Raw genomic sequence first — 22,572 nt, 5'->3', positions numbered from 1 at the left:
TGTTAGCGGAGGGAGGCATGAAATGAGTGGGCCAAAAGAGTTATACCAGTCGAAGCTGAAACAGATGACCTTGCGTGAGAAAATCGGGCAAATGCTGCTTTGTGGCTTTCATGGCACCGAAGCTGCTGGCGATGTGGAATCCTTTCTCCGAATGTATCCAATCGGTGGCGTAATCTACTTTGCTCGCAACGTTGAGTCGCCAGAGCAGGTAGAGCGGTTATCGTCAGGGTTACAGCATATTGCCAAAAGCAGCGGTAATGTGCCGCTCTGGATATCCATTGATCAGGAGGGCGGCATGGTTGCACGAATTACCGAAGGAATCGCCTTGATGCCTGGACCAATGGCCATTGCCGCTGCCGGTTCCATTGACGATGCATATCAGGCGGCATATATCAGTGGGTTGGAGCTGAAGGCCATGGGCATTAACATGAACTTTGCTCCGGTATTGGATGTAAACAATAACGCGGCCAATCCGGTCATCGGTGTACGATCATTCGGCGAATCTCCACAATCCGTTGCAGAATATGGAGCCAGAACCATTGCGGGAATACAGGACGCTGGAATTGCAGCGACAGCCAAGCACTTCCCGGGGCATGGGGATACGGATACCGATTCCCATCTGGACCTCCCAATCATCACTCATGATCGTGAACGGGTAGAGCGCCTGGAGTTGATTCCATTCCGAGCCGCTATCGTCGAAGGTGTCGATGCCATGATGTCGGCGCATATTTATTTTCCTGCACTGGAGCCAGAGCGTCTGCCCGTAACGCTATCGCAAACCGTATTAAGCGGTCTGCTTCGCCAGGAACTGGGTTATCAGGGCATGATCGTGACAGATTGCATGGAGATGGATGCCATTGCCGTGAACTATGGCACTGTCGATGCAGCCGTAATGGCGGTAGAGGCCGGGGCAGATCTGGTGTTAATTAGCCATACGGCTAAGCTTCAGGCAGAGGCATTTGATGCGTTGTTAGCAGCTGTGAGGAGCGGGCGGATTAGCGAGAGACGTATTGATGAGTCGGTGAATCGCTTGCTGATGTACAAGGCGAAGCGTGGTTTGTTGGAGAGTGGAATGGGCGGTGCAGATGATGATGAAGTGTATGGTGTAGTATCGAATGCATCATTGCCAAAGGCATCAAACGCTCCTGCTCTATCCAGTGGGTCGGAGCGCAACAGTTCATTACACCAAGAGGTTGCCCGCCGTATTAGCGAGAACAGTATCACACTGGTGCGCGATCAGCTGAATATGCTGCCTTTGAAGCCGGAACGCACGCTGGTCATAACGGTTGCCACGTCCGTGACGACAATTGCCGACGAAAAGCTGAATCAGACGTTCACCTTGGGCTCAGCCTTATCCATGTATGGTCTGGATGTTGTCGATCTGACGGTCACGCCTGAGGAAGTCGCCATTCGTTCCGCACGTCTACTTCAGGCAGCGGAAGCAGATGACATTCGGCAGATTGTGGTGGGAACCTACAATGCGGGAAGTCCCTCCGGCGATCCGCAGTGCAGGCTGATTGGTTGGATACAGCAATTGGGCAAACCACTGGCTGTTGTAGCACTGCGAAGCCCCTATGATCTGCTGGCGCTCCCGGATGCCAAGGTCTATGTAGCGGCTTACGAGAGCCGGCCACTTGCCATGGATAGCGTCGCTCAGGCGCTGATGGGGCGCATTCCTTTTGCGGGGAAACTTCCTGTAACATTAAAGCAAACAGATGATGAAGAACGGATGTCTCCTAGGCAGTGATAAGAATATGAGTAAATCTACCTTTTGCAGGATGGAGAAGAGCTGGATTGTGGGCTGAGCTTATACGGAAGTGTGAGTCGTTAAAATGAAAACATATATAGAGCAAAGAGACGATCCTTTAAAGGACCGTCTCTTTGTGCTGTATAAGCGATTAAATATAGATTATTGCAATTGCAGTGCTTTGGCTGTCTGTGCCTCAACTTCATCCAAAAGTGAAGTCATGTCCATACCTGCGTGGTTGCCAAGCAGGATAATGGTGATATCATCGGACAGATTACGTGAAAAGGCTGTGGCAAACCCGCCACCACTACCGTTGTGGAAGACGGTACGGTTTGCGCCATTCTCTTTGAGAATCCAGGCGTAGCCATAGTTTTTATCAGAATAAGGCTCATACATCTGTTCAATCGTATCCTGGCTTAGAATCTTGTCCGTATACAGCGCACGATCCCATTTCAGCATATCGTCCACCGTGGAATAGATGGTTCCTGATCCGGATTGAGACACATAGTAAGGTGCAGTTACCCATGCGTTATCTTCTTGAACAAAACCACTAATCGTGTGCACTTTACGGGAGGCCTCTCCCGAATTCTTCATACCAAGTGGTTTCAGTATCGTCTGCTGCACGTAATCGGCATAACTCATGCCAGATACCTGTTCAACGACGTATGCAAGTAAAACATACCCGCTGTTGCTGTACAGATAGGCACTTCCTGGTTCAAACTTCAGCGTTTTGTGGCGAATCTCCTCTACAGTCTCTTCCATAGAAGTTCCTTCACCCCGACCAAATGCAGATGGCAGACCTGAAGTCTGGGATAACAGCATATGCAGCGTGATCTGATCTCCCTTTGGTATACCGGAGATATACTTGGAGATTGGATCTTGCACATTAATCTTACCATCCTCAACCAGACTCAGAATGGACGCGGCCGTGAAGGATTTGCTCAGCGATGCGATTCGAGTCTTCTGATCCGGGCGGTTCAGCGTCTGTTCATCGGCAAGTCCGTAGCCTTGCTTTAGAAGTACTTCGCCATCGCGGGCGATCAGAGCCATACCTGGATAGTTGATCTCGCGCAGATACGTATCAACGCTGGCAACCTCGCTGTTCAGCAGGCTGACTTGATCAGTGACCATACTTACACTCATCTGCCCCGTGGCTGTACGTTGGACCTTGATGTCTGCTTTGATTGCATTAGCCATGGCCCGGACAGGTACCATCAACGTACCGTTAACGGTACGTGAATTCACACCTGTAGCTAGATCGACCTTGTTTACTTTAATGGAATTGCTGCCAGCCTGATGGATTAGCTTGTCTCTGCCAACGGTAATGGTAGCCGTCTTGGTGCGATTATCCCATTTCAACGTGCCTTTAACCGATGTGACCACATCCCGAAGTGGAACAAACGTTGAACCTTTGATGATAAGTGGTGCGTTCTTCCAGGATTGTTGCTCACCATTCACTTCAATGTGAACTGCTTGCGTCGCCTGCGCTACGGATGCCGTAATACCAGCTTGTCCCAGAATCGGGCCTGCACACAGGATGAGCGCTAACAGAATGCGGAACATGGATGAATATACAGTGGAAACATGTAGCCTTTCATTTGCCTTGCGTAAGATTTGAATCCTCTCCTTCCAATCGTTTCATGAATAACCAGCTTATGAGCATTGTAAACGATCTCGCTAAGGGGGTCAAAACGAATAGAAGGATTAGGTGAATCCATCTAAACTGATCGAAAAGATTAAATTTATTCTAATTTAGTATCTATACATAATATTTTTACAGCGATTGTCCGATAAAAGGATGGGTGAAGATTATGATGGGGGATAGTTATATGAAGAAAAGGATTCGAAATTGGTTTACTTTAACCGTAAAAAAACGCCTGATCGCTGCATTGCTCCTGTTCCTGATTGTACCGAGCATTACTGTTGGTTGGTTGTCTTATCAAAAAGCTGCTGACCAGGTTAAAATGGAAATTATTCGTTCCGCACAAGCCAAAACAGAAATGCTTAGTCTGCAGATAAATCAAATGCTGGATATGGAGAAGGATAACGCAGCGCAGTTGGCTGCGGGTATTACTTCAAACGATATTATTAATAAATCCCCTGCACTGCAAAGGCAGATGGATCGGATGTCTCAGAATCATAAGGAACTGGGTGTACTCACCGCAGGTGCGGAAGATGGCAGCTGGATGAAATCTCCTGATCCCGGGGAACAGATCTATGACCCACGTGAACGTTCATGGTATACGATGGGCATGTCCCAGGACGAACCTGTAATCTCGGATACGTTCCAATCGGTCACAACAGGTGAGTGGGTTGTAACGGCAGCTGCCAAGCTGGCTGATGGCAAAGGGGTATTCGGGGCCAATGTCAGTCTCAATCATCTGAAAGAATCCGTTGATCAGATACGTATTGGTAAAGAAGGCAAACTGTACATGCTAGATAACGGGGGTAAATTCCTGTTCCACTACAATATTGAATCCGGTACACAGTCGGATGAAAGCTACATTAATGAGATGTACACGAAGGAAAGTGGAACGGTGAAGTATACATATGATGGTCACGAAGTGGAAGCTGTGTATTTTACCAATCCGGTGACAGGTTGGAAAATTGTTGGTGAGATGGTTCCTTCCGAAGCAAGTGAAGCGGTAATGCCTATTTTGATCCGTGCAATTACAATTGTCGCATCTGCATTGGTTATCGGGTTGATTCTGCTTATATTCATTATCCGCAGTATTCACCGGCCATTGCTGCAATTAACGCAGGCAGCATCCAAAGTAAGCGCCGGGGATCTCACCGTTCGGGTTGGTTTGCAGCGCAAGGATGAGTTCGGACAGCTTGGAGATAGCTTTGATACGATGACGACTTCCCTGCGTAGTGTGCTTGGAGAGGTGCATGATACGTCCAGCCAGTTGGCAGCATCTTCTGAAGAGCTAATGGCAAGTTCGGAACAGACATCCAAAGCCACAGAACAAGTGGCTGAACTGATGCAGGATGCAGCTGCGGGTACGACTTTGCAGAACAATAGTCTTGCTGCTACAGGTCAACTCGTGGGCGAAATGTCCATTGGAGTCAAAGAGATCTCATCAAGTGCTGAAGACACCGCTCGTATCGCTCTGGATGCATCCACTAAGTCGGAAGCGGGTATGGTTACAGTAGAAGAAGCGGTTACCCATATTCAGCAGGTGAATGATGAGAGCAAAGCCATGTCTGTGGTCATTGAGGATCTGCGCGCGAAAAATGAAGAGATTCTTGTGATTGTGGCCGAGATTACGGCCATTGCCAAGCAGACGAACATTCTCGCTTTGAATGCATCTATTGAAGCTTCAAGAGCTGGTGAGCAAGGGCGTGGATTCGCGGTCGTAGCCAACGAAGTGAAGACACTGGCTCACAGTTCAGGCGCTTCAGCCGAGCGGATTAATGAGCTTATGCATGAAATGCAGGAGAAAACCAATGCGGTGCAATCCACTTTTGCCCGTACGGGAGAAGGTATGGTGAAGAGTTCGCAGATGGTTACAGAAGCAGGCGAAGCATTCAATAACATTCGTACTGCGGTACAGTTGGTGGCTGCACAAGCTGGAGAAGTATCCGCGGCTTCCCGTCAAATTGATGGGGGCATGAGTCATATCAACAAGGCAGTAAGTGATACCATGGTTCTGTCGGACAGAATTGCCTCTGGAACGGAAGATGGATCAGCGGCGGCTCAAGAACAGTTGGCTACAATGGAAGAGGTTGCAGCTTCTTCGGCAGCATTGTCACGTATGGCTGAAGATCTGCAAAGCATGATTGAACGGTTTAAGTTGTAACAGGGAATGAAATGAGACTGCAGGGTTGCGACCCTGCGGTCTTTTTTCTGTTGAACAAGGGACATCCGTTATGTCTTCAAACACAGCATTCTTTTCTGTTATATTGACATATAATAAACAAAATTATAATATATCTATAAATAAACAAACATAATTATAAAATATTTGATTAATATACGGTTGGAATGACCATAACAATGATAAAAAGGAGCTTTTACATGAAATCATCGGAATCCTGGTTGCAAACAGCTTCATTGGAAGAGATCAAGCGTGGTTATATGGAGGAGGGTCCCGCCTATATATGTGTCTGCTGCGGATATAGGACGGAAGCGGGGATTATCTATCCTGAAGATGGAGTGCTCTATGAGGCAGCCCGTTATATGCGAGTGCACATTGAGAAGGTTCATGGATCGGTATTTGAATATTTGCTGGAGCTGGATAAAAGCGTAACCGGATTGTCTGATGTCCAGCGGGGCTTGTTGTCACAATTCTATGAAGGCAAGAAGGATGCTGAAGTACAGAAGACCCTTGGCATCGGGAGTGCTTCCACGATCCGGAATCATCGGTTTGTATTAAAGGAGAAGGGACGGCAGGCCAAAATATTCCTGGCATTAATGGAACTTCTCAAAAGTAAGGATACCCAGGCTCCAGCCGAATGGGTGTCGCCGGTGACAAGGCATGAACATACGATCCATCCGAACTCATTTGATATTACAGAACAGGATCGGGAGAAGGTGCTAAACAAGTATTTTCCAGAGGGTACTGGCGGTCGGCTGACGACGTTTCATATGCAGCAAAAGCATAAATATATTGTGCTCATCGAAATTGCCAAACGATTCGAGACAGAGCGCAAATATTCCGAGAAACAGGTCAATGAGCTGCTGAAGGAAGTTAATGATGATTACGTGGAAATACGGAGGTATCTCGTCGACTATGGTTTGCTGGAACGTGAGCCAGACGGCAGTCAGTATTGGCTGGGAAGCCACGCAGATCAACAGAGCGCCGAAGTTGGAAAACAGGAGCGCAAAGCAAAGGGGGAGCAGGAGAAGATGGATCGTCGCAAAGAATTACAGGAACAGGCCAAAGAAGTTAAAACGGAAGCGGGCGTCTACCAGATTCGGAATGAACGTAACGGCAAAGTTTATATCGACAGCACACTTAACCTGAAAACCATTAACGGACAACGGTTTATGTTACAGATGGGTAGCCACCTGAATCGAAGATTGCAGGCTGAATGGAATGAATATGGAGAGAATGCGTTTGTGATCGAGGTGCTGGAGACATTGAAACAAGATGATAACCCGTATTACGATCCCAAAGATGCACTAGCCAAATGTCTGAATCGCTGGTTTGAACAGTTAGAGCCCTACGGAGATCAAGGGTACCACGGAGATAAAAAGCAATCTGCTGAATAGGAGAGTCATCTCCTTTCTGAAATGCCTGACCTTTTATAACCCAAAGCCCCTTTGCCAATATGATGGCAAAGGGGCTTTGGGTGTTACAGACTACTTATTATTATATAAGTTGAACTAATCTTTTACACGATAACAGCGATTGGAAGGTTATTCTGTCATCGTAGTGTCAGTGTAAACAATCTTTAGTTCAACGACTACAGCTTGAATTGTTCCACCAGCTTCTGCAGCTTGTGAGCCAGATGGGCAAGGGAATCAGCAGAGGATGATATCTCCTGCATGGAAGCCACTTGCTCCTCCGTAGCAGCAGAGATGTTCTCCGTTCCATCGGCATTGGTTTCCGATATGGCGTGGATCTGATCAATGGATTGCACCACTTCTGCTGTACTTGCGGACATCTGTTGTGAGGCGGCTGCAATGTTCTCAAGCTGATGATTGACGACCCCAACAGCCTCACTAATCTGGGCAAAAGCTTCATCTGCAAACTGAACGGCACGTATGCCGTTGTTTACATCCTGTTGCCCGATCTGTACACTGTGATTGGCCATTGAAATCTCCTGTTGAATCGCTCCGACCATCTCTACAATCTTCTGGCCGGACAGGCTCGATTGTTCCGCCAGCTTGCGGACTTCGCTGGCAACAACGGAGAAGCCACGTCCATGTTCACCTGCACGTGCTGCTTCAATAGAAGCATTGAGAGCAAGCAAATTGGTCTGTGCAGCGATATCTGTAATGACAGATACCATCTCACCAATGGATGTGGAATGCTGTTCAAGTCGTCCAGAAGTATCTGCCATACCTTGCACAAAGCGACTCACGGAACTCATCTCGGATACGGCCGTCTGCATGGTCGCATTCCCTTTATCCGCGAGCTCACTTGCTTGCATGGCAGCTTCGGATACTTGCTGTGTGCTGTTCGTTACCTGTCCCACACCTCCAGCAAGTTCATTCATCTGCAGTGCCGTATGTTTCAGGCTGCTTGCTTGTTTCTCAAGTCCAGCTGCGGATTCTTCCGTGATCAAGGCGACTTGCTCTGTTGCTTTGGTTGTCTCCGATGAGTTGACTGCCAATTGTGTGGATGAGGCGGTTAACTCGTCAGCCGTGTGTCGCACGTCCTGAATAACGGTTCGCAAGGATTCGCTCATCTTATTGAAGCTGGTGCTCAGCTTGCCGAATTCATCCTGTCCCAATACAGCAACCTCGATGGTCAGATTACCATTACTAATTTCGTCAGATGCCTTCACCAAACGGTTCAGTGGTTTGGTGATTGATTGCACAATCCAGAAAATAATGACGGAGCTTACCGCAATTGCAATCGCTACAACAATAAGTGTGGTGTATAAAATCGGACGGACAGAAGCCGTCACTTCCCCACTGTCAATGACACCAACCACGGTCCAGCCCGTCGTTTCATTGGTGGAGAAAAAGGCGTGTTCCTGGTTTCCATTTAGTGTATAGGTCAGACTTCCGTTTTTCTGTGCGAAAATATCTTTATAGGGTGCCATGGTTCCTTCGGTCCCCGGTTTTTCGGTAGGATGTACAATGATTTTATTGGCATTATCAATGATATAGATATAACCCTTCTCGCCAATCTTCGTGGAGTTAACCGTCTTCGAGAGGGCTTCAAGCGATAGGCTGACAGAGACGACACCATGGCCATCCGCTGAGGTCTGAGCTACCGAAGCAACAACATTGCCGGTATTGCTTGATAAGTAGGGGGTGATTACGGTAGGGACATCTTTGTTCTGCGTAGCAGCCTGATACCACGGGCGTTCGCGCGGGTCATATCCTTCTTTGTTCACCGCAGTTACAGGGGAGTTAATATACACGCCCTGATCGGTACCGAGAGAGGCAAGTTCCACGTCATCATGGGTTTCCTTATACGCGTCGAGCAAGGTACGGATGGTATCTGTTTCGTCACCCTGATTGGGTCCGACATTGCCTGCATCCAGCTGACTTGCCAGGAAATCAACATTTTTGCGTGTTGCACCAATGATCTGGTCAATGGTCTGGTTGAGCACAGTAACACTGCTGATCGCGTTCTCATACATTTTCTCTTCAACCTTGGCATCGGCTGTTTGGAACGAGATAATGCCCAGACTAATGGTTGGAATGAGCAATACAATGGCAAATGACAAAATCAGTTTCTCTCTCATCTGCATTGTTCTTTTGACCCCTTGTTTACGAATTTTTTTCATACACATTCCCCCTCTGTGTAACCCATCCTCATGTCTAGTGGACAAGCCCATCTGGTAAAAGATATTTCATTCCATCCTTTCCAGAAGTTTCTGGTGCTATCGTATGACAAATTTCGAGTTTATTCAACATAATTTATGAGTTTCGCGAAAATATTTTTTGGTTTTGTAGGTATTTAGGATTACATCTGTTCTATAAAAAGTAATCTGTCTCTCCCTTAGTGCACATCTTGTGGTATATTTCTGAATTAATGTGAAGTGAATTTTGTAAAATGTGAAATCCATAAGGCATGTAACTGGTCATGTTGAATACACAAAGAAGTTGTTTTCATGAAGAATGGACCTGGATGGATCTACATCCATATATATCGGTATATGAGGACAGAAATTGGAGAGGGGTTGTACGGCAGTTGGACCAAAGTACACTACAGATATCTGGACAGGAGAACATGGAAGAAGAGGTCCAGGACCAAGCTACATTCATGCAAGGGGTCAAAGATTGTATCCCAACCCTGCTTGGTTATTTGAGTATTGGTTTTGCAGCGGGTGTCATTGAAATGACCGCAGGTCTGAGTCTGGCGGAAACGGCACTGCTCAGCCTGATTTTATATGCAGGATCGGCTCAGTTCATTGCAGCAGGCATGCTCGCATCGAATGGGTCAGCAGTAGCGATCATATTCACCATATTTTTTGTGAATCTTCGCCATTTGCTGCTCAGCGCAGCTGTATCGCCGTATTTTCGGCATCTGACCCCGCTTAAAAATATGTGGATTGGTTCATTGCTTACGGATGAGTCTTTTGGCGTAGCGATGACACGTGCGATTGGCAGAGAAAGGCTCAGTGAACGCTGGATGCATGGTCTGAATATTACTGCGTACCTGAACTGGTTCGTGGCTAATATGGCGGGAGCGTACTTTGGACGCTGGATCACTAACCCGGAACGACTGGGTCTGGATTATGCCCTGCCAGCGATGTTTATTGGACTGGTTGTACTCCAGTTGGTGCATCGCAAAAACAAAAAAATACACATTAATGTGGCTATTATCGCCGTTGTCTGTGTAATCTTCGCCAGCATGGCTTCACTTGGCAGCATGAGTGTCATTGTGGCTGCGGTCATTGCGGCAACGATGGGAGTGATCATGGAACGATGGAAGTAAGATGGGATGTTTTCTGGATTATTATGGGCTCAGCGTTGTTAACATTTATTCCGCGTGTACTGCCACTGATGCTGTTCAGCAAGATACAGATTCCAATGTGGTTATTACGCTGGCTGGAGTATGTACCCGTAGCGGTCATGGCAGCGTTGATTGGTCAGGAACTGTTCATGTCGGGCAACCAGTTAGTGCCGATTACGCACAATGCAGCTCTGTGGGCCTCCCTGCCTACGATTGCAGTAGCCATCTGGACACGCAGTCTGCTTGGAACCGTATTGGTCGGTATTGTAGCTATGATGATTTTGCGATATTGGATCGGATAGTTGAACTAAGGAATATTTACACTAACCACTTCGATGACAGAACAACCTTCCGATCACTGTTATCCCCAGATTTTTTAATTTACTTTTTTAAAGGTGAAAATTTTGGGATAAGCGTATGCTTCCGATGCAGCTTTCTTTCAGAAAGCTTTTAGGCGAACGCTCCGCTTCTTCAGGTTCTTTCTGTCCTCTACGTTCTCGTGTAAACGGCTAGTTCAACTTATATAGGTTGTATTGTAAAATCCGGTAATTCCTTCGCCTGATCGGTTAATACTGTTCTATAGAGGACAGATAGCCTATCTGAGCGAAGGGAGCTGGATTCATGAGTGAACTGAAGCGCAAGCTGTTAATTACGGGAGCTGCCGGAGTCATTGGTCGCAGTCTGCTGGAGGGGTTGAGAGCTAAGGGTGCGTATGACATCGTTGCGGCTGATCTGCGTGAAGACGAGGAAGCTGGCATTGTAGCCATGGATGTGACCGATGGGGAACGCCTGAAGGAACTGATGCAGGGGGTTCACACCGTTCTGCACATTGCCTGGGCCAAGGATGAGGAAGATTTTCTGGGCAAAGTTCTGCCAATCAACGTAACCGGAGCCTACCATGTGTATGAAGCCGCACGGTTGAATGGTGTTCAGCGGGTGATCTTTGCAAGTTCCAACCATGCGACAGGTTTCTATCCTACAGGTGAAGATATTGAAGTGGATGACCCGTACCGGCCGGACAGCTTCTATGGACTTAGCAAATGTTATATTGAACTGCTGGGACGTTATTACGTTGACAAATATGACCTGTCCTCATTCAACATTCGGATTGGAAACTTCTCGGGTGATACATATCCGCACTCGGAGCGATCGGCTCATATTTGGATATCATCAAGGGACATGGTCCAGCTCGCTGAGTGCTGTATTGAAGCCGATTCGGATATGAAGTATCTGAATCTGTACGGGACTTCAGCGAATACAGATAATTACTATGATATTAGATATCTAGCGCAGAAGATTGGATACCACCCACAGGATGATGCGGCCGAGTTGTGGGAAGAGGCAAAGCTTAGAGGCATACCTGACAAACAGGATGAGACAGCCTATCAGGGCGGAGGCCATGTGGAAAAAGAACCAAAAGATTTATAAGATTGGGTATCTATATAAGATGAATGAATCAATTACACGATAACGGAGAGGACAGAAAAAACCTGAAAAAGCGAAGCGTTCGCCTTTATCCTCGGATTTTCACCTTTATAAAAGGGAATCAAAAAAATCTGGGGATAACAGCGATTGGAAGGTTGTTCTGTCATCGTAGTGCCAGTGTAAATATATGTAGTTCAACTTATATAGTGATGAAAACGCTATTTTCTATTGTGGCCGAAAGGGATAAAATGGAGACTGAGGTGTTCAGTGTTTCCATTTTGCACAAGAGGAAGGAACGATTTCAATCATGAGTACTAGTCCATCCGTTATATTGTTTCAGGGAGACTCGATTACAGATGGGGGAAGATCACGCAATGATGATCCAAATCATTTTCTCGGACACGGATATGCGTATCTAATCTCCAGCAAACTGGGTATGGAACTGGCGGGTAAGCAAAAGACCTTCTATAACAGAGGCATCAGCGGGGATCGGGCATCGGACCTGTACGCACGCTGGAATGAGGATACCATTAGTCTAAAACCGGACCTGATCAGCATCCTGATTGGGGTTAATGATGCCTGGCGCACGATGAATGGTGAACCTAGCGGGGTAACGGATCGTTTCGGACGGGCGTATCGCCATTTGCTTGAAGAAACTCGGGAAGTGATGCCGGATACGGGGCTGATTTTGATGGAGCCGTTTATTCTGAGAACCGGAGCGACTGCGGAGAAATGGGAAGCCTGGGAAGAGTATGTCGGTCAATATCAGAAACTGGCCCAAGGTCTTGCTGAAGAATTTGGAGCTGTGTGGGTGCCATTGCAGCAGACGTTTAATGACGCTCTGAAACAGGCGGATGCAGCGTACTGGTTATGGGATGGCGTACACCCAACCGCAGCAGGTCATGAGCTGATTGCACGCCAATGGTTGTCTGTTGTACAGAATTCTTCGCTTGCGATTGTGTAATAACAACAGCGGACAGCTAGGATATGGGCAGCAGCATTATAGGTATTCAGGATTAATTGAGGATGAGGATATAAGATAGTTAAGAATATGAGATAACCATAAAAAGCCTGTGGTGACAGGCAGAATGCAACGGAGAACCTGACGAAGGTTCTTCGTTTTTTTTTTTTGGTTAGGAAGGAGAAGGAAGTAACGTCGCGGAAAGGGTTCTAATGGATAATTCTTCAAAAATGCTATCATATCCGGTAAAATGAAATCGATTACATTATAATATGGGCATGACAATCCATTAACGAAGAGTGGTGAATCCAATGGAAGATTCCATTCACGAAGTCGAAAATGAAAATATAAACCAACGTGGTACTGAGAGCAGAGCATTGAGTTCCTTAAGTGCCGACAGACTCTTGGAGAAGTTATCCCGGCCTGAATTGGCTACGTTATACACAGACTTGAAGGCTTACGGTGAACGCGCTTTGATTGAACCCATGCCTTCTTTAACGTTCCGTCTATATCGACAGTTCAGCGATACGGGTGAGCGAAAAGCCTATGAAGAGGTATATTTTGATCGGAGGGGCAGACTTGCTGCTGTGGCGATGCTCGCATTAGACACAGCTAGGCCGGATGCACTGCAGGCGCTGGAGGAAATGTTGTGGGACGTGTGTGGTGAGTATACGTGGTGTTTGCCCGCGCATCTGGGTACGGGAGAGGTCAACCAGGTGAATGAGAACATCGATCTGTTCGCCGCAGAGACGGTACATATGCTGGCCGAGATTGTGACCATTCACGCCGAGCGGCTGGATGGCCTTGTCATAGAACGGATCAGGTCTGAAGCAGAACGGCGAATCTTCATCCCGCTTTACCGGGAGCAACGGAAGTTCCACTGGCAGACAGCGGATCACAACTGGTCGGCGGTCTGTGGTGGGTGCTGTGGCATGGCCGCATTGTTGCTGCTCGAGGATGAGTCCACACTACAGGAATCGATCTCCCATACGGTCAGCTGTATGAACGCATTCTTGAGCGGATATGGCGAGGATGGCGGCTGTGCCGAAGGCATTGGATATTGGGTATATGGATTTGGTTATTTCACCTATTATGCCGAGATGCTTCGTGAGTACAGTGAGGGCGAACTAGATCTGCTGACGGGTTCCAAAATAACAGCTATCTCAGCCTTCCCGCTGCGAGTTCATCTGTCGGGTGGCACATATGTGAATTATTCGGACAGTGCCGAGCAGGAAGAGATCCCTTCCGGATTGCTTTCCCTGCTCGCATCCCGATTTGGGTTGCAGGTGGATTTGCCGCTTCATATCCCACTGCTTACCGATGATTCCTGTCATCGCTGGGCTCATCTGTTGCGGAACGTGATGTGGAGCGATCCGCCAGTGTACGGTGATGAAGGTGCCTCTGGGCAGGCTGAACGAGGATTTATTTTTCAAAATCTGGGCTGGATGATTGCAAAAGGATCGCTCGATTCCCGGGATACAAAACATGCGAACGGGGCACCCCTTCATGTGGCTATTTCCATTAAAGGCGGGCATAACGATGAACCTCACAACCATAATGATCTGGGGCAGTTCATTATCCATTGCGGTGGTGAGAATATTCTGTGTGATCCAGGAGCAGGGTTGTATACCCAAGCGTATTTTGCGGCAGGCAGAGAGCAGCTGTTCCACATCTCGTCATCCGGGCATAACGTTCCGCTCATTGAAGGCCAGGAGCAATGCTCCGGTCGGCAAGCGCAAGCCCATGTGTTAGAGGCAAAGCTGGCAGAGGGTGGCTGTGAGCTGAATGCAACATTGGATCTGACATCCGCTTACTCTGGAGCTGCTTCACTGGCTCGTTATACGCGCCAATTTTATTGGAAGATGACTTCTGACGGTAGAGGGCATGGAGCGGAATTGCATCTAATTGACCGTTTTCAATGGAAGAGTAGGGTGGTGTCTTCGGCAGAACGATTCTCTTCTGTGGACGATTCAGATGCAGGATGTTCAAGCGTTGTGGAGCGATGGATGAGCAGAGTACAGCCTGAAGTGGTGAAGAGTGGTAATCTTCGCTGGCAAGGTGTACATGGAACGGTTCATATGACGTATGATGCGAACCAGTGGCAAATTCTTACGGAGAAACTGGACACAGTTGATCATGACAATGTACCAGTCACATTCTATCGGACGTCACTATCATGGACAGGTGTGATTGATGAGACGGATGTTCAGACAGAACGCCCTAATCCGCTTGAAACAGTATGTGAGGTACGCTTCATCATTAATCCGAAAATGGGAGAAACCGAGGTGAGCATGCGTGAGTAAATATACATCTGCGTCCACATATCCATGGAAAGACGAACTCGAACATTACCGTACATTGGCAGAAAAAGCGGGTCCCCCTCCGGCAGACGGCTGGAATAGGGAGCGCAAGTTGGCACTTGTTGAAAGTGTTGTTCGCGCTTACACACCATATCAGGACAGTCAGGGTGCAATTATCGACCCGTTCTCGGGTGTGGAGAGGTATTATTCTACACCAGCCTATGCGATGGCTGCGGCTGTTCTGGTTGACGCGGGATGTACAGATCTGCTGGATTCCGCAGCGGTAGCCCTGTCACAGAGCATTGATGCCGTGGTCAAAGGTAGCGCACCAGACAATCACCCTGATTTTTTTCCGGTGCTCATGATGAGAGCTTATATGTTGTTGAAGTCACATCTGCCTGAACAAGCACAGATCTGGGCTGAGGCACTCAAGACGATCCACCCTGAACAAGATTATGTATTTACGATGAGCAAAATGAACAATCCCAATCGCATGATTAACTGGAACGCCATTATGATCTCTGGCGAATATCTGCGGTGGCATGAACAGCTGGCGAGTGAAGATACAACGTGGATGGATCGTTATCTGGAAGCCTATCATCTACCCCGGTTTACGGCCCTTGGCTTGTATCAGGATGGACCGCTGGACCGTCCAAATTGTCCATTTTCCTATGATATTGCCACCCGTTATCACCTTGGGGTGATGCTTGAAGCTGGTTACGAGGGAACCACTGCCGATACGTTACGTGAGCAGCTGCGCCATGGTGCCTTCAGCTCGTTACTGACGCTCTCGCCGCTAGGTGAGATTCCACCGCGTGGTCGCAGCTCCCAGCATCAGTGGAATGAAGCGGCGGCGGCTTATGTATGCTCCACACATGCAACGCAGGCTCTGAAGGCGGGAGATCGGGTGATGGCGGGTGCTTTTGCACGTGCGGCCAATCGGTGTTTTGCTGCTGTTGAGCGCTGGAAGATGGAAGATGGACGTTTGAAAATCGTGCGCAATGAATACGCGCCAGAAGATCGGCACGGGTATGAAATCTATACCAACCACACCTGTTACAACCTGTGGACGGCAGCAGCGCTGGCCCACGCTTGTCTCAGTGATCCGGGAGACGATGTGGGCGAAGTGTATCTTCCTTCCGAGGTGGGCAGTAGGGTTTTGCAGACGGATGGGTGGTTCGAAACTTTGATTGCTTCCATACCTGGTCAGCAACTGGTATTACACACGGCGATGAATGATCCGTATACGATTTCTGGTTTGGTACGGATTCAGCAGATGGGGTTACCTGGTCTGATTGGTCCGTCCGTTGCCAGCCATGTTCAGGCCGGATTTACGGAGTTTGCCGAAGGGGCGGTCCGTCCGCTCAGCTACTGTCCTGCCTGGAAGACACCAGATGGGGTATGGCACAGTCTTGCAGAGGGGATTCCATCCGGTGGTGCATATGATCGGGATGTTGGGTTGGACCCTGCACAAGGAGGAGGGGCAATAGTGTACGAGAAGGATGACCATAATACGCCGAATAAAGTAGAGAAGCATCTGGTAGAAAGAGCGGCAGAAGATGGCGGCGAGCAACAGGTTAATTCTTTTGCCGTGACATGGGTCGGTCCATTACCGGGAATTGAAACATTGCGTACTCATTATGTGCAACAGGCGGATGTGCTGACTATAACGTATGAATTCGAAGGTGAGATTGCGGCGGCAGGTGCACTCATTCCGTTGATGTTCCATGATGGCCGTGAACAGGCGGTAATTACCCATACGGATCATAGCGTGCGAACGGAGTATCGGGGGGCGTATGTAGAATCCACTGCGCTTGATCAGGGAGCCATAATTCATCTGGAGGAACAGGCTGTGGCCTCCCGTAATGGTTTACTGAAGGAAGCCCGGATTGAAGTGAACGGAGCACGTAGGTTGTCATTTGCGATCCGATTGGGCGAGGTTAACTGAAGGTGTTCAGGTTGAGGATCATTAGATCTCCAAACATCTCAAAACAGCTCGAAGCATAGTTGAAAGTGTTATTCGTGGATGATTAGTGATATTTATCGGATAGATATTGCAGTTACGGCATACGACGCTATAGATAAGTTGAGGATGAGCTGGAGCATCAAGCTTAGATGTCTGGTATTGAATCGAGGAGGGATATGTTCATGAACACATCAACGTCGGTAAAATGGCTCGAGGAAGCGTGGCAACAGGGGGCTGCCAAGACAATTCGGAATGCAAAGCGGATCAAGGATACATTTCCACACATTGCCCCGCAAGGGACGTATGATCGGAATGATCCGGAATGGTGGACAGCAGGTTTCTGGCCTGGATTGTTATGGCTGGTCTATGGGGATGCGCCGGCAAGTGAAGCGGCGGCTTCGCTACATCGCATTGCCGAAAGCTGTGAGCGGCAACTGGAGGGTTGTCTGCGTGATCCCGAATCGGTGGATCACGATCTGGGGTTCATCTGGCTGCTTAGTGGCGTAGCCAACTACCGCCAGACGGGCAGCATGGATGGACGGCGGCGTGGCATGCTTGCCGCCAACCTGCTCGCTGCCCGGTTCCACGTGCGCGGTGAGTTCATCCGCGCCTGGAACTTCAGCTCGTCAGCAATGGATACGCGCGGCGTAGCCATCATTGACAGCATGATGAACCTGCCGCTGCTCTATTGGGCATCCGAGCAGAGCGGCGACCCTCGCTTCCGCTGGCTGGCGGAAGCACATGCGGACACCGTGGCGCGCGAATTCATCCGCGCGGACGGGTCCATCTGCCACGTGGTGGAGTTCGATCCACACACGGGGCAGAAGCTGCGAGAGCATGGCGGACAGGGCCATGCTCCAGGTTCCGCCTGGGCGCGGGGCACCGCCTGGGCGTTGCACGGGTTTGCGCTGTCTTTCCGGTATACGGGCGAAGCCCGATATCTGGAGACAGCGGAGCGTGCGGCCGATTTCTTCCTCGCCATGCTTGGCGAAGAGATCGTGCCGGTGTGGGATTTCCGCGCACCTGCGGAGCATCAGGTGGCGTGGGACTCGTCCGCTGCGGCGATTGCCGCGAGCGGGTTGCTTGAGCTGGCGAAGCTGTCGCCACGCGGGGAAACCTATGCTGCCGCGGGAGAACGTATCGTTCGCGGGTTGCATGAGCACTATAGCTCTGGCGACTCGGCAGCGGAAGAAGGTCTGATCATGCAGGGAACGGTGCATTACCCGGAAGGGCGAGGGCTGAATGTGCCGATTATATACGGCGATTATTTCTATATGGAGGCGCTGGCGAAGCTGCGTGGACATGCGGGGTTATTTTAAAAGAAGAATTGAGAACTACGGGCTGGGAGAACGGATTAGTAAGGTATTAGTGTTGTGAGCCTTCGAATTATTTCATTAGATTCAACTAGTTAACCAGTTATATATTCAGTATTTAGTTGTCATTAGCGTCATTAGCAAACCATCATCACCTGTCCACGTGAGGCTGTCTCCAGTATTAGGAACGATATCCCTTCTATTGGAGACGGAGTATACCTAAGCTTGAGCTTTGAATAGACAAATCAAGGTGAGCGGACAGGCGGATGGTGTACATAATCCAAGGAAGACAAAAGAATGTCTGGTCTATGAATACTCATTCTTACGGGTCCAGTTGGGGTGCAGACTTAGCTATGCTCTACTGAAAAAATCAATTTTCACTTCGAAGGCGTACGTCTCAGGATGACAAAGTCGGCAGAAGATTGATCTGGATAACGCTGCGGAATAATCTCATGAACTTTGAAATCAGGATAGTCGAAGAGATATTCAAACAGATTACGGTCCTGAATTGTATCAATCCCCGGGTTGCCGTTTTCTTTCAAACGGGTGTAAAGCACCACCCATGCTGTTGAGGAGTGCAGAATATCATAGAGGGTGTTGCGAAAATCTGTTTCATCCGTGATGTGATATAACACATCCAGACAGACCGTCAGATCGGCTTGCAGGAAACCTCGGTTAATCCATAGGCCTGGTGTATACAGCATGAAACTCTTGGAAGAATCCTTGGCAAATTGGGAAGCACAACGCTTTACTGAAGAAGCCGCTACATCCACGCCCAGGTAGTCCTCATAATTCATGTATTGCAACTGGTTGCCATCCCCACATCCAAACTCAATGACACGATGAATCCCTTCACGTTGAATCAGTCCGTTCACAACCTCGGCCTTGAATTCAGCCAAAACCCCGTATGAACCCCTCCCAGAAGTTTCACCCGAACGATATGTTTCCTCCCAATACCCGATGTAATCAAAAGGCTTACGCATTATGTTTCCTCCAATCCTGTTAAAAGAAGTTCAAGACAGTCAATATACATAGGTATGCGTAATATTCGCAGGTATGATCGGTTGAAACAGGAATAGAAGATAAATTAATTTCCATAGAATTCCCTGAAAATTTCCTGAAAGTCTAAACATCTGGAAAGAACTTGCCGACATAAAACATAAGGAAAAAAATGATGATAATCGGGGGGAAATGATGTTAAAGCCAAGATTGACCAAGTACATGGTGATGATGCTGGTGTTGATGCTGAGTATTTCCAACGTAGGCTTGGCCGCTGCGGCAGACAAAGAACTGTCCAAAATTGTGGTTTCCAAGAATGAGATGTCGCTCGAAGTTGGTGATTCCAGTTCCGTTACAGTGACAGGTGTATATTCTGATAATACATCGACAAACGTAACGATCAGTTCATCCTGGAGTACCAGTGATACTTCGATAGCAACTGTATATAATGGTGCAATTACAGCCAAAAAGGAAGGTACAGCGACGATTACCGCAGCTTACCAGGGTCAGAGTCAGACCGTTCAAGTGAAAGTGACGAAGAAGGTTAAAGCTCTTTCGAAAAACGTGCAAAGTCTGGACTTGCGTACGGGAGACACGAAAGAAATTATTTTGACAGCAACCTATAGTGACAATGAAACAAATAATGCAGCAGCAAGTACTGCAGAATGGTCTACCAGTGATGAGAAGGTTGCTACCGTTGTGAATGGTAAAGTAACTGGACAAAGCGCGGGTACGGCAGTTATTACTGCGAAAGTTGGCAGCCAAAGCGTGACGGTGGATGTTAACGTTGAAGTGGTTAAACGTGTAGATGTAGATAAACAGCAGGTTAACCTGTTGTTGAACAAAAGTGAAAGTGTGAAAGTGACGGCTACGTATCCAGATGGCACAACCAAAGATGTAACGGATCTGGCGGAGTGGACATCCAGCAATGAGAAGGTCGCAGACGTTCTTAAAGGCGAAATTACAGGATACTCGGCAGGTTCTGCCAAGATCACAGCCAAATACGGTACGAAATCAGTATCCGTTGACGTGGATGTGGATCTGACGAGCAAACTGAGTGTGGTGAAACAAAGTATTTTCTTCCGTTTGAGTGATACAACCAAAACGGCTAATGTCGTTGTAACGGCTTCTTATCCAAACAGCAGCGATGTGAATGTAACCGATCAGGCAACATGGACATCCAGCAACGAGAAGGTTGCAACGGTATTCAAGGGACAGGTCACAGCGATTAGTGCAGGTTCAACAACGATTAAAGCAACCTACAGTGGCAAAACCGTAGAAGTTGCTGTGGATGTAGATACGGCAAGATATTTGGATATCAAAGATGTGACTGACAAGCTCGCCATGAGTGTTACAGGTGAGAACAAGTCCAAAAAATTGGTAGCCAATGCAGAGTATATTGATGCAAGCACAGAAAATGTAACTTCCAAAGCAACATGGACTACAAGCAATCCAGATGTCGTATATGTATCAAACGGCGATCTGATTGCATACAAATCCGGTACGGCTACGATTACAGTAGCTTATGGCGGTAAAACGGTTAAATTCACAGTGAATGTAGACGTAGCAGACAAGTATGAGATGGACAAGAAAAAAGCATCGGTAGCTGTTGGTGGAACGACTTCGGCCAAAGTGCTGGCGTTGTATGGTGAAACATCCAAAGATGTATCTGAAGATGCAACTTGGAGCAGCAGCAGCGACAAAATCGCTGAGGTAGATAGCAAAGGGGTTATCACAGGTGTTGCTACAGGTAAAGTAACCATTACCGCGAAGATTGAAGGCAAAACACTGACTCTGCCTGTTGAAGTAGGTATGGCTAGTGGACTGGAAGCAGATGTGAGCTTCGTTGTTCTGTCTGCCAAAGAAACTCAGACGATCCTTCTAACAGGTACGGATGAGGACGGCAACACGTTGGATGTTACATCCGAAGCAACCTGGAAATCCAGCAATGCACGTGTAGCGGATGTGAAAAAAGGCGTGATCACAGGTAACAGCAGTGGTAAAGCCAACATCACAGCAGAATACGGCTCCAAAAAAGTGACGATCCAAGTTGAAGTGGATGTCATCACACGTATTGAAGCTTCCGAGCCGGTTCTTTCCCTGAAATCAGGCGATACAGCTGATCTGACGGTAACTGCCTTCTTGAGCGACGGTAGCGAGCGTGATGTTACGGACAAAGCTGAATGGAAAACGAACAGCTACAAAGTAGCTCAAGTGACCAAAGGTAAAGTCAAAGCTACAGGTTCAGGTAAAGCCAAAATCACAGCAAAATACGGTAGCAAGTCTGTGACGATTGCTGTAGATGTGGATACACTGAAATACTTGCAGACGGATAAAGTAACGTTGACCATGAAACCTGGTGAAAAGGTAACTGTGGCTGCAACTGCAACGTATGCCGATGGCAGTGAAGCTAATGTATCCAAACCGGCTCTCTGGAAATCTTCCCGTATTGCAACAGCATCGGTGAAAGATGGCATTATTCAGGCGAACGGCAAAGGTAAAGCAACGATTACGGTGACATTTGCAGGTGTGAAAACCAAAGTAACGGTAGTGGTTGAAGCGAAGTAAACGATATTTTTCAACTGTGAGTGTGAAACGCGCAAATAAAAACGGTGATGCCAGCTAATAGCTGGTATCACCGTTTTTTGTTTATAAACTAGAACGTGTCTTCAAGCGCTAACGAATCTGAAACGTCTTATTAAGGGATCGTTCCCTGTATGTTCTATAACTACATCGTATGAGACAATACCAGCGCACCATAGGCAAAAGCGATCACAATCAGAATGGCCGGATGCAACTTGGTTTTGGTCATGACCCAGAGCGAGATGCCTGCAATGATCAACGTCTGCCAGATGCCGATGGAATCAGTGGACAGCTGCCCGAATTCCCATGTGAGCAGAATCATGAGTACGGCGATAACAGGCTGCACAAGCAGGGTCATGCCTTTGACTTTTGGTGACGTGCGATGTTTGTTCAACAGACGAAGTAATATAATTAGTGCGGTCGCGGAAGGTACGATTGTGGCAAAACTTGCGATAAATGCCCCAAACCATCCTGCTACGTGGTACCCGACAAATGCAGCAATTTTGGTTGCAATCGGGCCGGGAAGGGCGTTACCAATCGCCAGTACATCACCGAATTGCTCGGTGGTCATCCATTGGTAATGGTTCACAATCTCTTCCTGCATGAGCGGAATGGAAGCCGGACCGCCCCCATATCCCAAGATGTTTGCTACGAAAAATCCCCAAAATAATTCCCACCAGGTCTGGAGCATCC

Annotated in this window: 15 protein-coding genes; 11 read left to right on the top strand and 4 right to left on the bottom strand. The window is 48.0% G+C overall.

Features of this window, described 5'->3' with window-relative positions; translation table 11 throughout:
- Positions 1-22: 22 nt before the first annotated feature.
- The gene (gene nagZ, locus EL84_RS01585; protein ID WP_047840433.1) at positions 23-1,747 is read left to right on the top strand and encodes a beta-N-acetylhexosaminidase; all 1,725 of its coding nucleotides are present in this window, start codon (positions 23-25) and stop codon (positions 1,745-1,747) included.
- Positions 1,748-1,909: 162 nt separating this feature from the next.
- Here nagZ and EL84_RS01580 read toward each other — a convergent pair whose 3' ends face one another.
- Positions 1,910-3,310, bottom strand: coding sequence for a serine hydrolase (locus EL84_RS01580; protein WP_047840432.1), 1,401 nt, complete (start codon positions 3,308-3,310; stop codon positions 1,910-1,912).
- A 266-nt stretch (positions 3,311-3,576) separates the two neighbouring features.
- Here EL84_RS01580 and EL84_RS01575 point away from each other — a divergent pair, with 266 nt between their 5' ends.
- Together EL84_RS01575 and EL84_RS01570 are read left to right on the top strand one after the other, a co-directional pair.
- Positions 3,577-5,550 (top strand): methyl-accepting chemotaxis protein, encoded by a 1,974-nt coding sequence (locus EL84_RS01575; RefSeq protein WP_161799399.1) that lies wholly within the window; start codon positions 3,577-3,579, stop codon positions 5,548-5,550.
- 218 nt (positions 5,551-5,768) lie between these two features.
- On the top strand, positions 5,769-6,965 hold the full coding sequence (locus EL84_RS01570) for a DUF2087 domain-containing protein (RefSeq protein WP_047840430.1): 1,197 nt from the start codon (positions 5,769-5,771) through the stop codon (positions 6,963-6,965).
- Between the two features lie 194 nt (positions 6,966-7,159).
- On the opposite strand, the gene EL84_RS01565 is transcribed toward EL84_RS01570, so the two are convergent.
- Positions 7,160-9,160, bottom strand: coding sequence for a methyl-accepting chemotaxis protein (locus EL84_RS01565; protein WP_047840429.1), 2,001 nt, complete (start codon positions 9,158-9,160; stop codon positions 7,160-7,162).
- Between the two features lie 446 nt (positions 9,161-9,606).
- Here EL84_RS01565 and EL84_RS01560 point away from each other — a divergent pair, with 446 nt between their 5' ends.
- From EL84_RS01560 to EL84_RS01530, 7 genes are all read left to right on the top strand, one after another.
- A complete protein-coding gene (locus EL84_RS01560; RefSeq protein ID WP_047840481.1) occupies positions 9,607-10,314 on the top strand; it encodes an AzlC family ABC transporter permease in 708 nt (235 codons plus the stop codon).
- Positions 10,305-10,634: an AzlD domain-containing protein gene (locus EL84_RS01555; RefSeq protein ID WP_047840428.1), complete on the top strand. Its 330-nt coding sequence runs from the start codon at positions 10,305-10,307 to the stop codon at positions 10,632-10,634. Before EL84_RS01560 ends, EL84_RS01555 begins: the two co-directional genes overlap by 10 nt.
- Before the next feature lie 328 nt (positions 10,635-10,962).
- Entirely contained in the window at positions 10,963-11,760 is a 798-nt protein-coding gene (locus EL84_RS01550) for an NAD-dependent epimerase/dehydratase family protein (protein WP_047840480.1), read from the top strand.
- 304 nt (positions 11,761-12,064) lie between these two features.
- Entirely contained in the window at positions 12,065-12,721 is a 657-nt protein-coding gene (locus EL84_RS01545; RefSeq protein WP_047840427.1) for an SGNH/GDSL hydrolase family protein, read from the top strand.
- Positions 12,722-13,029: 308 nt separating this feature from the next.
- The gene (locus EL84_RS01540; protein ID WP_053061346.1) at positions 13,030-15,021 is read left to right on the top strand and encodes a heparinase II/III domain-containing protein; all 1,992 of its coding nucleotides are present in this window, start codon (positions 13,030-13,032) and stop codon (positions 15,019-15,021) included.
- Complete coding sequence (locus EL84_RS01535) at positions 15,014-16,966, top strand: hypothetical protein (protein ID WP_047840426.1); 1,953 nt, start codon at positions 15,014-15,016, stop codon at positions 16,964-16,966. The genes EL84_RS01540 and EL84_RS01535 overlap by 8 nt, the downstream gene beginning before the upstream one ends.
- Positions 16,967-17,166: 200 nt before the next feature.
- On the top strand, positions 17,167-18,303 hold the full coding sequence (locus tag EL84_RS01530) for a glycoside hydrolase family 88 protein (RefSeq protein WP_047840425.1): 1,137 nt from the start codon (positions 17,167-17,169) through the stop codon (positions 18,301-18,303).
- Between the two features lie 371 nt (positions 18,304-18,674).
- Here the strand turns inward: EL84_RS01530 and EL84_RS01525 are convergent, their stop codons facing one another.
- Complete coding sequence (locus EL84_RS01525; RefSeq protein ID WP_047840424.1) at positions 18,675-19,280, bottom strand: methyltransferase domain-containing protein; 606 nt, start codon at positions 19,278-19,280, stop codon at positions 18,675-18,677.
- A 211-nt stretch (positions 19,281-19,491) separates the two neighbouring features.
- On the opposite strand from EL84_RS01525, the gene EL84_RS01520 reads away from it, so the two are divergent.
- Positions 19,492-21,864 (top strand): Ig-like domain-containing protein, encoded by a 2,373-nt coding sequence (locus EL84_RS01520; RefSeq protein WP_053061345.1) that lies wholly within the window; start codon positions 19,492-19,494, stop codon positions 21,862-21,864.
- A gap of 160 nt (positions 21,865-22,024) precedes the next feature.
- Here the strand turns inward: EL84_RS01520 and EL84_RS01515 are convergent, their stop codons facing one another.
- Positions 22,025-22,570 (bottom strand): chromate transporter, encoded by a 546-nt coding sequence (locus EL84_RS01515; RefSeq protein ID WP_017691072.1) that lies wholly within the window; start codon positions 22,568-22,570, stop codon positions 22,025-22,027.
- Positions 22,571-22,572: the final 2 nt, after the last annotated feature.

It is taken from the genome of Paenibacillus sp. VT-400 (assembly GCF_001029205.1).
Taxonomy (GTDB): domain Bacteria; phylum Bacillota; class Bacilli; order Paenibacillales; family Paenibacillaceae; genus Paenibacillus; species Paenibacillus amylolyticus.
This window is presented reverse-complemented; position numbering and strand designations above follow the sequence as displayed.